Source organism: Sutcliffiella sp. FSL R7-0096 (assembly GCF_038595065.1).
GTDB lineage: Bacteria > Bacillota > Bacilli > Bacillales > Bacillaceae_I > Sutcliffiella_A.
The window spans coordinates 1,270,323-1,284,084 of record NZ_CP152003.1 but is presented as its reverse complement, the minus strand read 5'-3'; the positions used below and the strand labels follow the sequence as shown (position 1 = coordinate 1,284,084).

Here is a 13,762-nt window from a genome sequence, read left to right as displayed (position 1 = left end):
CCCCTTATAGATTGACGTCGATTTTGACTGGTATATTTTCTTGTTTGTTGATTCCCAAATAACGGAGTGTTTCCGAAGGTGTAGCATGATGAAAGTGTTTTTGAAGTAACGAAACAGCGACACCACTTCTGTATGCATGATAGCCGAAAGTTTTACGCAATGTATGAGTTCCCACTTTTCCGGGCACCCCTACATCTTTTGCGGCTTTATTTATGATACGGTAGGCTTGTTGCCGTGTAATCGGGGAAGAACATTTTTGTGACTTGAATAAATAGTCTGTGGAGTCAAGCTGTCTTTTATGAAGATATTCCATAATTGCCTGTTTGACGTGTTTGTTCATGTAGATACAAGGTTCAATACCATAAAAATCTTTGACCCTTCCGCCTTCTGTTACATCCTCTACTTTTACATGCAGGAGTTCACTAAGACGTAGGCCCATATTGATTCCCATGACAAAAAACAAGTAATCCCTTAAGGAGTAGTTTTTTAAATATTGTTTAATTTGTTGGATATATTTTCGATCTCTTAATGCTTCAACATATTCCACTAAGTACCCTCCCTAATGTTACTTATCTTTATTATAACATATATATATGTAACATTTTAATGATATGCTTCTATAATAAAAAAACACCGCTAGAAGCGGTGCCAGACTGTTGACAAACTATAAACTAGTTAGGTTATCTGTTGGAAGAGTTGATCTTCGTTGCAGGAGCTTCGCTTTCCGCGGGCGGTCCGGGAGCCTCCTCGGGCTAACGCCCTGCGGGGTCTCCCATGTCCCTTCCTCCCGCAGGAGTCTTCGCTCCTTCCACTGCGATCAACTAGAGAATTTCATTATTTTAAGCTTTGTCTACACACTGACACCGCTAGAAGCGGTGCTTAGATAGTTTACAATTTCAGTTGATATCCGGTCCAGGCGCTTAACTTATCCAAAGGGCTGCCTCGAAATTTCCCGGCTTCCACTACAATCAACATGGAGACTGCTTGATTATAAGAAAAGAACTACAAGTGTTCCCACGATGAAACAGTAGATAGAGAAGTAAATCAAGTTCCCTTTTGCCATAATCCCCATAAACCATTTTAATGAAAAGTAGGATGCAATTAATGACGCTATAAATGCCAGCGAATAAGGCAGAATAATTTCATTTAAGTTATCCATTCCAAGCAAATCTTTTATTGCAAGGAGGATACTCCCTACACTAACTGGAATGAATAACAGGAAAGAAAATCTCAATGCAGTTTCTTGTTTCATTCCACGTGCCATTGCCGCAACAATGGTTGCACCAGATCTGCTGACACCCGGAATCAATGCTACCGCTTGGGCAAATCCAACAATGATAGCATCCAAGGTAGATAACTCTGCATCATTTTTTCTTCCTCTAAGGTTACGAATCAACCAAAGAGCGATACCTGTGGCGATAAGTGTAAACCCAATTACTTTAATATTTTCCAGAGCACCGGAAATGGCATCACCGTAAACGACGCCGATAATTCCAGCAGGAATGGTTCCAATGATAAGATAAATGACAAACATGAAATCAGCTTTATCATCTTGGCTTTTCTTTGCGATAAACCTTAATGCACCAAAGAAAAGCCTGGAGATGGATTCACGGTAGATAATAAGGATTGCTATCAAGGATGCAGCATTCACCACGATTTCAAACGTCAAACCTTCAAGCCTCATACCCATTAGTTCTTGTAGGATCATGACATGCCCGCTTGAAGAAACCGGAATCGGCTCTGTAATACCTTGGAATATCCCAAGAAAAATATACTTTAATAAATTTATGATATCTTCCATGTAACTAAACCTCAATTTCTAATAATAATGAATACTAAGTATAACACATATGCCACTGCCAAAAAGCTACCTTCTATTTTTCCTATACGATAATTGGTTCTTGAAAACACTAGCAGAATAACGGTCAGTATCAACATCAACCCAATATCCACAAAGACTTTTCCATTTACGGGAAGCGGGGTAATCAATGAGGATGTACCCAGAACAAAAAAGATGTTAAATATATTGCTTCCAACTATATTACCCAGGGCAATTTCACTTTGTTTCTTAATGGCTGCCATGATGGATGTCACCAGTTCAGGTAAAGAAGTACCGATTGCAACGATGGTCAGACCCACCAAAGTCTCACTCATCCCAAGGGAGACAGCAATCTCCGTACTGTTTCTTACTACAAGCTCTCCACCAAAAATAATGGCCGCTAATCCGATTACTGTACGGAAGCTATTTTTCCCCCATGTGGCTTTTTCGGATTCCTCTTGCACTTCCATCTTGTCCCTGCTATTTCTTGCAACCTCAAAAATATAATACATAAAGATACTAAAAATCAACAGAAATATTAACCCATCGCTTCTTGTTATCAGATTTTCGGAAAAACCTTGAAGGGCCACATCACTAATAAGCACGAGAAGTACCGTACTTCCGAGTAGGGTGAACGGTATTTCCTTTCTGATTGTCTCGCTTTCCACTTTTAATGGGTTCAATAATGCGGTAAGACCCACTACAAGCGTAATATTAAAAATGTTACTTCCGATGACATTGCCCAGAGACACCTCTGCACTGCCATCAAGTGCAGCTAAAATACTAACTGTTGCCTCTGGTGAACTTGTCCCAAATGCAACGATGGTAAGACCGATCAGTAAGGGAGAGATGCGAAGAATTTTCGCGATCTTTGATGCTCCATCAACAAACCAGTCCGCCCCTTTAATGAGCAATGCGAATCCGACAACCAGTAATAAGTAACTCATGACATATTCCCTTCCTTAGGAAAATAATATTTCTTCTTTATCTTTATTCGGATTGTCTAACCTGTTCTTTTAATAGATCATACCAATCTTTTGTTTGACCTGCACTTTTTGAGTTAATAAAGATTTTATCACGTTCTGTTTCGATAAATATATAGGGAGAATTTCCTTTATAGATGAAAAGCAAGCTTTTTCCTACATCCTTGACCCTGAAATGTCCCTTCGAGATGCTAGGAGTACCATACCCATTTGTTCGAAGAGTGACTTCTGGCATTTCATCTACAATTTCTATATGTGTCAATTCACTATACTTCCATTCCCCTCCATACACACCGCTAATGACAAAGGTGTCTTCATTAAACGTCATTTTTGGCTCTTGAATGCCCAAGAAGAATACAACCGCTAACGTACCAACTGTGATTACCGCAATAAGAATACTAATGATATAGCTTCTTTTTCGCTTGCTGGGCAAATCATATTTAGAAACATAAATGAATCCACCCAATAACATTATTACCATTACCCCTATATGCATTTCTAATGCATATGGAAAGGAGGTGAGCAGTAAAGGTAACAATGCCAGCAAGACAATTCCTGTTACCAACAACATTTTCCCCGTTTTTTGAGGATAACCTTTCTTGATGAGCTCTTCCTGCTCGGACTTTGGACGTGATCGGAAACTAGAAATCAAACCGTAAGCCTCTTTCTTTAGGATCGCCCAGCCAATCACCAAGAAAATAAGTACAACCGAAAGTTGAATAAAAAACAATACCCACATATCCTCTTCCCCCTTTATCAGTCATCTTTACTATTCCTACGTAATTCTATGTCTATAAGTTTCAAAAAGAAAATACCTTATAAGTAAGCTTTGTTATTGAGAAATGGATAATTCATTGCGTTTCATGGCTGTTAATTGGATCATAGGGCGAAGACTCCTTTGTGAGGTAGCGCTGCTTAGCGGAAATTCCACAGCCAAGACGAGGAGGCTTCCGAAGTGCCCTTAGGATAAGCGTAGCCCGGTTCGCAAATCAACAGCGGTGTACAAAGAATCTATTAACAAACAGTCTGGGGAGGTGATTTTGCTAGATGAGTTTAATGATCATCCTGATTCCTGTCGTAATTTTGCTTCTCATATTTATATTGATCGGTTATCTAATCAGTAAAGGCTCCACCACATTTGAAGAGAAAAGGAGTGCCGGCATGATAAGAGTAGTTTATTATTATCTAATCCTGTTCATGACATTGATGATGACGATTGGAGGAAGTGTCGCAGCCTTCATGGCCATCGCTGATATCGTTTCGCCTTCCACTTATTATCAGACATACAGCGACTATAAGGAAATGAAAATAGCTAATAAGACTAAATACGACGAATCCGGAAAGCCAATCTCGGTACCGGAAATAGATGAGGATGAACTGCTTGCCGAGTACAATACGGTGGTGGCTCAGGAAAAAGAACGTAATAGAGAAATGGCTTGGAACAGCCTAATAAAAAGTTTCGGCTGGATTATCATCCCGCTTCCTGTCTTCATTTTTTATCAAAGAAAGGTTAGGCGAAATGAATAGATAGATTAAAGGTCACCTAGCATCGCTTAATCCTCTAGCGGCCAGGTGACCCATTGTTGCATGAAGGTTATTTATTTTTGCAAGATATCTAGCTGATGATTGGAGCGGAAAGCGAAGCCATTCGCGGAAATCATCAGCGGTATAAATTAAAGACTCTTCAACTCTCTACCTTAGCCAATCTCTTTTTTTCCTGTCTGCTTGTCAACAAGCTATAGATGACCGGAATAACGACCAAGGTTAAAACGGTAGAACTCATCAATCCACCAATTACCGCGATGGCCATTGGAGCCTGCAATTCGGTTCCTTCTCCCAAACCAATTGCCAGTGGTAATAAACCCAACATCGTTGTCAGGGCGGTCATGACAATTGGTCTTAGACGTGTTGCCCCTGCCTGAATCAACGCTTCACGCACCAGCATCCCCTTTGCTCTAAGCTGGTTCGTATAATCTATAAACACGATTGCGTTGTTTACTACTATCCCAACCAGTATAATGATTCCAATGAAGGCAGTAACACCAAATGCATAGCCTGTTACAAACAATCCAAGTATCACTCCGATAATTGCCAGTGGCAACGTGAACATAATGATGAATGGCTGCAACAATGATTCGAATTGACTTGCCATTACCATGTATACAAATACAATTGCCAAGACGACCGCCAATAATAAACTTGCGAACGCATCGTCCATCATTTCTGCCCCGCCACCTGTTTTAATGGTGTATTGATCGGTATTGATATTTAAATCCTTCACCATTTCATTGATGGCGTTCTGAACGTTCATCGCGACGGAACCCATGTCTTTTCCTTCAAATGTTGCTGTTATCACAATGGAATCCTGCTGATTTTCACGCACGACCGTAACAGGTCCTTCCCCCCTGATTACCTCACCGATATCCTTCAGTGCCACTTCCTGACCGGACTGGTTTGGTACAAGCAAGTTCTCAAGGTCCTCTTTCGAATTAGAAACCCCATCCATATGAACTCTTACATCAGTTTCAAAGATCGTAGCCGCAACATTCCCTTGCAGTGATTCATTGATGAAGTTGCCGACCTGTCCTGCCGTCAGACCATACTTAAAAGCTTCCTCCTTATCCAAAATAAATTGGTATTCAGGTTTCCCAGTTTGGACGCTGTCCGATACAGAACGAATCTCTTCCAACTCTTTCAAACGACCCGAAAGCTCCGCTGTGTACTCTTCTAACTTTTCTTTATCATTACCAAGAAGCATCACTTCCACCGCATTTTGTGCCCCACTCATGGCCTCCATGGAATTGCTAAGGTTGAATGTCAGTGTTGCTTCCTCTTCCAACTTCTCTATATCATCTTTTACTGCATTCATCACCTGTTCTGTGGAACGCTCCCGGTCTCCTGCTCCAACAAGCTTCACCGTCAAGCTACCTTGATTTTCCCCGCTTCCAGTTGCCGCGGCCATCAAGGCATCGGCATTACCAACAGAAGCTGTCACGATGTCCACTTCCTCAATGGCTAATAATTCTTCTTCCATTCCTTCTACCACTTCCAATGTCCGTTCAAAGGATGCCCCTTCCGGAAGTTCTACGCCAACAGTGAACGTTCCTTCGTCTTGTGAAGGCATAAATTCTGTTCCGATTCTCGGAGCAAGGAAAAAAGAGCCTACCAATGTCCCTACGGCTAAAAGTATAATAATCAATCGATGATCAAGTGCCCATGAAATTACTTTTTTATAAGCCTTGTTTTCTTTCTTCTCTTTCACTTTATCAGACTTTAAGAGTATTCCTGCGAGTGCAGGTACTACCGTTAAGGCAACAGCCCATGATGCAAGCAATGCAAAAGTCACCGTCAGTGCGAGTTCCTTGAATATATCTCCTATCATTCCTCCGACGAACACCATCGGTAAGAATACAGACAGGGTGGTCAGCATGGATGCTGTAACTGCTCCCCCTACCTCTGTTGCACCCGTTATGGCCGCCTCTTTACGAGAGCCTCCCTTGGCAAGGTGACGATAAATGTTTTCAATAACGACTATCGCATTATCAACAAGCATTCCCACTCCGAGAGCTAACCCTCCGAGGGACATGATGTTCAATGTCATACCTGAGAAATACATCAATACAAAAGTAGCGACGACTGAAAAAGGAATCGCAATACCCACAATAAGCGTCGAGGCCGCTGACCGCAGGAATACGATAATGACCGCAACTGCAAATAGACCGCCAAAAACTAGCGCAAGTGTTACATTTGAGATGGACTGTTTAATGACTTCCCCCTGGTCCATCGCTATTTCAAAGGTCAGGTCATTATTGGATCTTGCAATGGAATCCAATCTTTCCTGCACCGCAGAAGATACTTCTGCAGTGTTGGCTGTACCCTCTTTTTGGATACTGACCATCAAGCTTTCTGTTCCATTTGTTCTGGCAAAGGAAGTGACATCCTTTGGAGCCAACTCCACTTCAGCCACATCTCCCAGGCTGATAATTTCCATGTCGGCCCCATTTGGCTTCATACTAACAGGAAGTTCTCTTAAGGCTTCGACTGTTTCTACTTTCGCAAGGATACGAAGGTTAAGCTTTTCGCCATTTTCTTCGATGACACCTCCAGGTAGCGTCAAATTGTTCCCTTGAATTAGCTGTACAATCTGTGATTGGGTTAGATTGTTTTCCTCAAGGGTTTCTTCGTTCAATGTTACTTTGATTTCCTCTTCAAAACCGCCAGTAACATTGACGCTTGCCACACCATCAATATTCTGTAATTGTGGCACTATCTGATCGTTTACCATTTCCTGAAGAGCTTCGATCTCCTCTCCACTCGAAACAGAGAATTGAACGATAGGCATCATGGTCGGATCAAATTTGATGATTGTCGGCTGGCCCACTGCATCTGGCAATTGAACCATATTAAGAGAGGAGCTGAGGTCCTCCCTTACTTCTGAAATATCTGTTCCCCACTCATATTGTGCAATGATAAGGGAGGAGTTGGAGCTACTACGGGATTGTAAGGTTTGCAGACCAGCACTTGTACCAACTACATCTTCAATCGGTTTGGTGACGATATCAGCCACTTCTTCCGGTCCAGCACCAGGGTATGTGGTCATCACAGCCAGCACTGGGGGATTGATATTAGGCATTAAATCCATTTTCAAGTTCGTTAAAGATACAAAACCCAATAATAGAACCAGCATCATCATCATGATGGTGGTAACGGGTCTTTTTACTGCAATTTTTGGTATTTTCATTAGCAATCTATTCCTCCAAATTATGTTGGTAAGAGAACTAGTCTCCCCTTACCTTACTTTTCTGATTTTCTATTATGTCAGTCTTCCGTTTCACATATCGGTATAAGTAAAAGCTTGGAATAAAAGCAAGCAACAAAGAGAAAAGAAGATACCCCTCTATTTCCGCAGACAATATTCCATTTGCTATAAAACTCAATAAAAGGAGGTAGAACGCGTTTCCTATGAGTGTAGCTGAGAAAAAAGGAATAAAACGGACGGAACTGACACCCCCAGTAAGGTTGATAAAACTTGATGGGATGAACGGGATCACCCTAAGTAGCAAGACAAATAAGAAACCATTCTGCTCAAGCTTCTCTAGATAGCCCCTTTTCACTTTGTGTATCAAAAGGGATTGAAACCAATATCGAAAAACGATAAACCCCATCATTGCTCCCACTACACTAGTAGCCAGGCTCCAAAGGTATCCTTGAACAAATCCAAACAGCGCTATATTAATTACAATAATTCCAACAATAGGGATTACCGTAAATAAGTTTTGGACGAGCATAAGAAGGAAAGTAATCACGAGAGTCGAGAACATTTCTTCTTTGAGGAACAGTCTTATCTGTTCAATCTCACCATTTTTGAATATGGCAAACCATTCTGATTGGACCACCCATATCAATAACCCAGCCACTGCTGTAAAGGATAGTATTTTCCAAATCTTTCTCTTGGAAATGAAAGCCCCCTCCTTTCCTTGTAAAGTGTTTGCATTTATAAAACTCCTGACTTCTACCTTATACAGGGTACTATGTGAATATGAACACAAAATGAACATTCCGAATTACATTTCATTTTTTTTCGCTAAAGGTAAGGAAAAAGTGAAGGTTGTCCCTTTACCGAGGGTGCTATCTACCGAGACGGCTACCTCATGCTGATCAAGGATATGCTTTACAATAGAAAGTCCTATTCCAGCTCCCATTTTACTGGACCTGGCTTTATCCACTTTGAAAAAACGTTGCCAAATGAAGGGAAGGTCCACTTCACTGATACCTTTGCCATAATCCTTTATCGTGATAAAGGCTTTTCTATCTCTTTCGGTTAGAATCACTTCCAACCTGCTGCCTTTAGGTGAAAAGTGAATCCCATTTTGGATAAGATTTATTAACACCTGCTCCATTCTATCTGCATCCGCTAACACTTCAAGCTCTTCTCCAGGTTCGAAAAACTCTATTTCTATTCGCTGCTTTGTCAGATTCGGCTCCATTTTAGCAATCACTCTTCTTAACTGTTCCGAAATATTATAAGCCTCTGGTGTCAGCGTCATTTGATTCGATTCTAGTTGTGTCATATCAAGCAGATCGTTGACCAGTTTGATTAGTCTATCCGTTTCATCTCTCATTATGGTTAGATAATGCTCCCTGCGGTGCTCTGGAATCGTGCCATCCTGAATGGCAACTAGAAACCCTTTAATGGAAGTCAAAGGAGAGCGCAAATCATGGGAAACATTCGCAACAAAATCCCGTCTGACCTGTTCCATACCGGCCAGTTCTTTTGCCATATAATTTACGGATTCCCCAAGCTGCCCTATTTCGTCTTTTCTGTTGATGGTGACTTCCCTCGAGAAATCGCCTTTAGCGAATTCAAGTACGTTTTCATTTAACTCCCGCAAAGGTGCAGTAATTTTCCTGGATGCAAAGAAGATAATTATTCCTGTTATTGTTATGGTGATAAATATGGCCCCAAGATTTAATAGACGGATAGGATTAATATCCCTGTCAAACCCATGAAAAACCACCACCATTGCATGGTCCGGGTTTTCTTCTGTAGCTATCTCCATAGGCAGCGCGATTATGAACATATGCCGGTCATCCACTCTGATTTTCTTTACCGATTCTTCCTTGTTTAAAGCCTTTGAGATATATTCCTTCTCTATGCTGGATAATAATTCAGTTCTAGAATCACTTAAGAACTTGAGTTCTCCGTCCTCTCCAAAAATAAAGCTTGTTTGATCTTCCTTATGCATACTCAGTTCCAGGGATGAGTCAAAAGTTTCTTTATCCATTTCTTTGTTTGACACTTCATTAATAAAACTTGTAAGCTGGTCCCTTTGATAGTAGATGGAATCTTGGTAATTCTTAAAAAGAACACTGTGCAACATATAGTTGAAAATAAGTGCAAAAATTAAAAAAGAAACGAACAGGATAAGCAAAGAGGTCAAAAATAGTTTAATGAAAATGGACTTCCTGTTAATCAATTTCAATTATCATTCACCTCAAGTTTATAACCGATTCCCCTTATCGTTTTCAACGACCAGCTATCCGACTCCGGCTCGAGTTTTTCTCGGATCCGTTTAATGTGAACATCAATTGTTCGGGGATCTCCGTCATAATCATAGCCCCATATCTTGTCCAACAGCTGTTGTCTCGTAAAAACCTGATTGGGATTCATCGTAAGAAAATAAAGTAGTTCCATCTCTTTTGGAGGCATTAATAATTCTTTATTTTTATAGGTAGCTTTGTATTCACCCATGTTGATCATTAAATCAGGTAATGTGATCAATTCTTTCAAATTTATCGAATGCGCTCTCCTCAAAACAGCTTTCACCCTTGCTATCAATTCATTAGGGTCAAATGGTTTGACGATGTAATCATCCGCTCCAATAGTCAGTCCCCTGATTTTATCGTAGCTCTCTCCTTTTCCCGTAAGCATGATTATAGGGATATCTGGGTTATCCCTCCGAATCGCCTTACACACTTCCCAACCATCCATTTCCGGTAGCATGATATCCAAAATGATAAAATCCGGTCTGTTGTCAAAGTACAAGGAAAGACCTATTTCCCCATCCTCTGCACAAATGGGGTGAAAACCTTCTTTTTCTATATACAAAGAGATGAGTTCCGATATATTAGGATCATCTTCTACAATTAATACCTTCAATGGCTTTTGCATAATTACCCCTTTCTTTCATTAAGAAATCAACAGCGTTGTTCAACAGTTTCACCATGATAAATGGATATTTTTATATTATAGCCTTACTATATGAACAATCGGTTAACAAACCAAAAGAAAGCGCTTTACATATTTTTTACAATTCCCCTATTGACGAAGTGAAAAAAGGGGAGTAAATTAAAGTATCATCATTTCATACATTTTAACCTATTGCTTAATCTTTACAGAGCGGGGGAACCATATTGATATTCGGTTATATCAGAATATCTTGGGGTGAATCGTACATTGCGAAGGGGACTCTCATCCTCTAATCCGACAGCTAACCTCGTAAGCGTATTGAGAGAAGGGTCTAATCGTCATATTATGAGACCATTCTTTGAGTTGTAAAGATTGGTCTCTTTCTGATTTCCATTAGATGAAAACAGGAAGGTTAGGTCATGTGGTTGTTTTCCCTGTTGACTGAAGTGCAGGGTGTGAGACTCCTTAGGGAGATTGCGTTAACTTGAGATACCCGAGCCCTGTGAGAAGGCTCAAACATCGCCCAAGGATAAGCGAACATCCGGAACGAAAGGAAACAGGGAGTTTAACCCTTCCCCCTCACCTAATACCAAGAAAGAAGGAATAACCATGAAAAAGCAATTTGTTGTCATAGGCCTTGGCCGCTTCGGAGGAAGCATCGTCGAAGAATTCTCCACACTCGGCGTAGAAGTACTCGCCATAGACAAAGACGAAGACAACATCAACCAAATAAGCAAATATGCCACACATGCCGTCCAAGCAAACGCGACAGACGAAGCAACACTTAACTCACTCGGCATTAGAAATTTCGACCATGCAATAGTATCCATGGGGGACGACATCGAATCAAGCATTCTCACAAGCCTGTTGTTGAAAGAGATGGGTATCAAGCAAGTGTGGGTAAAAGCAACCAATAAATATCATCAGAAGGTACTAGAAAAAATCGGGGTGGACCGTATTATCCAGCCTGAACGGGATATGGCCAAAAGGGTTGCTCATCATGTGGTGTCTGATAAGATCTTTGATTATATTGAGCTTTCCGATAACCATAGTATCGCCGAGCTATTCGCATCAAAAAAAGTAAGCAACAAAAGTCTGACCGAATTAGATCTGCGGGCAAGATTCGGTTGCACTTTGATCGGGATACAACGAGACGGGGATATCATTATTTCCCCTTCTGCGGATGAAATTATTTTAGAGGGAGACCTGCTTATTATTTTGGGACGTAATGAAGACATCCATCGATTTGAAGATGTTGGTGTATAACCATGTGGGGCCGCTCTTTATATTGATAATAAATATAAGCTCCCAACGAATAAGACGCTGGGAGCTTTTGTAGGTTCATTAATAGTAACGCTTACGGAACCCTTCTTCCATAAGGTATTGCTTGGCTTCATTATAGGAAGGAAACGTTCCATCGAGGTTCTTGCCTGCATATACATTCCACATGTCATCTTCAAGAACTACATGTAAAGTATGCCCTTCCTCATTTGCCCATTTCTCTTCATCAAACACTTCCTCGTTTGTTTCCACTTCATAATCTTTACTAAGTTGATCAATTGATTTTCCAATCAGGTCCTTTAATTCTTCCGCTTCGAACTCACGGATATTTACCATTCCCTTCTCATCCGTCTTATAGCCCTTGATTCCTTTGGCATAAACAAAGCCATTGCCATTAGGATGAAGATGATATACGACGTTCTTTTTATCACTAAGACTCTCTTCGTATTGGAAGTTGACCCGTTTAAGGGACACATCTTTTCTTGTCAATTGTGGAAAGGATTCTATGATTTCAAGCTTTTGTTCAAAAGTTAGCATAATGCCTCCAATATACATTTATTAGTTTCGGTACATTATAGCATTTGCAGGGTATGAAGAAAAGGAGCCCTCCCATAAAAAGGGAAGGCTCCTTTGTTGCAGTTATTAGAATGTGTGTGCTACATCTTTTGCACGTGCAATGGCATTTGCTTTGATTTCCTCAGCTTTGTCAGGCATTGCAGCATGACCTTCCACAAACAGTCCTTCAAAGGACGGAACCCCGAAGAATTGCATAAGGACGGAAAGGTAACGGTGTCCCATTTCCATTCCTGCAGCTGGGCCTTCTGAGTAAATTCCACCTCGTGCTTGAATATGCAATGCCTTTTTGTCTGTCAATAATCCAACAGGTCCTTCTGCTGTATACTTGAACGTTTTCCCTGCTACTGCAACAGAATCAAGATATGCTTTCATTACAGGAGGGAACGAGAAGTTCCAAAGCGGTGTGACAAACACATATTTGTCTGCTCCGATAAACTGTTCCGTCAACTCGGACAGGCGGCTCACTTTTCCTTTTTCCTCTTCAGAAAGCTCTTCAAATCCCTTACCTGTCTGCAATTTACCCCATCCACTGAATACATCAGCATCAATGTGTGGAATATGTTCTTTGTAAAGATCTACATGAACAACCTCATCTGACGGGTTAGCTTCCTTGTATGTGTCAATAAATGATTTTCCAACAGCCATGCTGTAGGATAGGGTGTCATCGTGTGGATGAGCCGTGATGTATAAAACTTTTGCCATGTTGTATCTTTCCTCTCTTGTTTGAAATAATAATTAGTTTGTTACAAAAAGACATATCTTACCAACTATCTCGAAATGAATTATTTTTAATTCGAGATAATAATAAAAGATTCCCGTAAAATTTGCAAGTAACTTGCTCAAAATAAAAAAACCCTGTCAATATTGCTCGACAAAGCCTCCATTCGTTGTATCTATTCTTCTTTATGTAGGATATATGGATTGCCGCCGATGCTTTTTCTCATTTCGTCAGTCATTTCAAAAGACTCATTCCCTAATCCTGCTACATTCTCTTTCAAATCGGCTTGAACACTGCCATCATAGTGATTTGGCTTACCTTCCATTTATAACACCTCCAACGATAGTAAGATTAGTTTATACAACTATTGTACTATTTTATTCTTCATTTTAATAGATGTTTTTGGGATAAAAAGAAAAATAACCCATTAATTCCAAGTGGCAATTTATCATGAACTTCATACAAATACGGAAGGCTGTTTTAACATTCTTGGATGCCTGTGAACTGTTTCAGGAGTAGATACATATTATGCAGATCAATCATAATCTTGTTTACCACCAACCTTTTTCTGCAAGACTGATTAATCAGCATGGAGTCTTTCCTCCACCTACCAAGATTGCAAACGGTTGAATATCTTCATTTTTACCAGTTGTAGCAATAATAGCTGACACAATGTCCTCGTGAAGCGAATCCAT

The 13,762-nt window shown here is 40.5% G+C and carries 13 protein-coding genes and 1 riboswitch; of the genes, 2 read left to right on the top strand and 11 right to left on the bottom strand.

The annotated features are described in order from the left end of the window. Nucleotides 1–4: 4 nt before the first annotated feature. The 4 genes from MKY77_RS06575 to MKY77_RS06560 form a co-directional block, all read right to left on the bottom strand. Nucleotides 5–547, bottom strand: coding sequence for a tyrosine-type recombinase/integrase (locus MKY77_RS06575; RefSeq protein WP_339149452.1), 543 nt, complete (start codon nt 545–547; stop codon nt 5–7). Nucleotides 548–988: 441 nt separating this feature from the next. Then, a complete protein-coding gene (locus MKY77_RS06570) occupies nt 989–1,801 on the bottom strand; it encodes an undecaprenyl-diphosphate phosphatase (protein ID WP_339149451.1) in 813 nt (270 codons plus the stop codon). An 11-nt stretch (nt 1,802–1,812) separates the two neighbouring features. Beyond that, the gene (locus MKY77_RS06565; RefSeq protein ID WP_339149450.1) at nt 1,813–2,766 is read right to left on the bottom strand and encodes a calcium/sodium antiporter; all 954 of its coding nucleotides are present in this window, start codon (nt 2,764–2,766) and stop codon (nt 1,813–1,815) included. A 43-nt stretch (nt 2,767–2,809) separates the two neighbouring features. Continuing rightward, nucleotides 2,810–3,541: a DUF3784 domain-containing protein gene (locus MKY77_RS06560; protein WP_339149449.1), complete on the bottom strand. Its 732-nt coding sequence runs from the start codon at nt 3,539–3,541 to the stop codon at nt 2,810–2,812. 308 nt (nt 3,542–3,849) lie between these two features. On the opposite strand from MKY77_RS06560, the gene MKY77_RS06555 reads away from it, so the two are divergent. Beyond that, entirely contained in the window at nt 3,850–4,329 is a 480-nt protein-coding gene (locus MKY77_RS06555; RefSeq protein WP_339149448.1) for a hypothetical protein, read from the top strand. Between the two features lie 157 nt (nt 4,330–4,486). Here the strand turns inward: MKY77_RS06555 and MKY77_RS06550 are convergent, their stop codons facing one another. From MKY77_RS06550 to MKY77_RS06535, 4 genes are all read right to left on the bottom strand, one after another. Beyond that, nucleotides 4,487–7,543, bottom strand: a complete 3,057-nt coding sequence (locus MKY77_RS06550) for an efflux RND transporter permease subunit (RefSeq protein ID WP_339149447.1) — start codon at nt 7,541–7,543, stop codon at nt 4,487–4,489. Nucleotides 7,544–7,580: 37 nt separating this feature from the next. Continuing rightward, nucleotides 7,581–8,219, bottom strand: coding sequence for a VTT domain-containing protein (locus MKY77_RS06545; protein WP_342515678.1), 639 nt, complete (start codon nt 8,217–8,219; stop codon nt 7,581–7,583). A 147-nt stretch (nt 8,220–8,366) separates the two neighbouring features. Continuing rightward, entirely contained in the window at nt 8,367–9,785 is a 1,419-nt protein-coding gene (locus MKY77_RS06540; RefSeq protein WP_339149446.1) for a HAMP domain-containing sensor histidine kinase, read from the bottom strand. Continuing rightward, nucleotides 9,782–10,474, bottom strand: a complete 693-nt coding sequence (locus MKY77_RS06535; protein ID WP_339149445.1) for a response regulator transcription factor — start codon at nt 10,472–10,474, stop codon at nt 9,782–9,784. Before MKY77_RS06535 ends, MKY77_RS06540 begins: the two co-directional genes overlap by 4 nt. Nucleotides 10,475–10,675: 201 nt before the next feature. Continuing rightward, nucleotides 10,676–10,822, top strand: a riboswitch (cyclic di-AMP (ydaO/yuaA leader). Nucleotides 10,823–11,101: 279 nt separating this feature from the next. Between MKY77_RS06535 and MKY77_RS06530 the strand changes: the two genes are divergently transcribed. Then, nucleotides 11,102–11,758, top strand: coding sequence for a TrkA family potassium uptake protein (locus tag MKY77_RS06530; RefSeq protein ID WP_339149444.1), 657 nt, complete (start codon nt 11,102–11,104; stop codon nt 11,756–11,758). Between the two features lie 78 nt (nt 11,759–11,836). Here the strand turns inward: MKY77_RS06530 and MKY77_RS06525 are convergent, their stop codons facing one another. From MKY77_RS06525 to MKY77_RS06515, 3 genes are all read right to left on the bottom strand, one after another. Next, nucleotides 11,837–12,310 (bottom strand): hypothetical protein, encoded by a 474-nt coding sequence (locus tag MKY77_RS06525; RefSeq protein ID WP_339149443.1) that lies wholly within the window; start codon nt 12,308–12,310, stop codon nt 11,837–11,839. Nucleotides 12,311–12,415: 105 nt separating this feature from the next. Further along, nucleotides 12,416–13,051, bottom strand: coding sequence for an FMN-dependent NADH-azoreductase (locus tag MKY77_RS06520; RefSeq protein ID WP_339149442.1), 636 nt, complete (start codon nt 13,049–13,051; stop codon nt 12,416–12,418). Between the two features lie 191 nt (nt 13,052–13,242). Then, a complete protein-coding gene (locus tag MKY77_RS06515; protein WP_339149441.1) occupies nt 13,243–13,392 on the bottom strand; it encodes a hypothetical protein in 150 nt (49 codons plus the stop codon). Nucleotides 13,393–13,762: the final 370 nt, after the last annotated feature.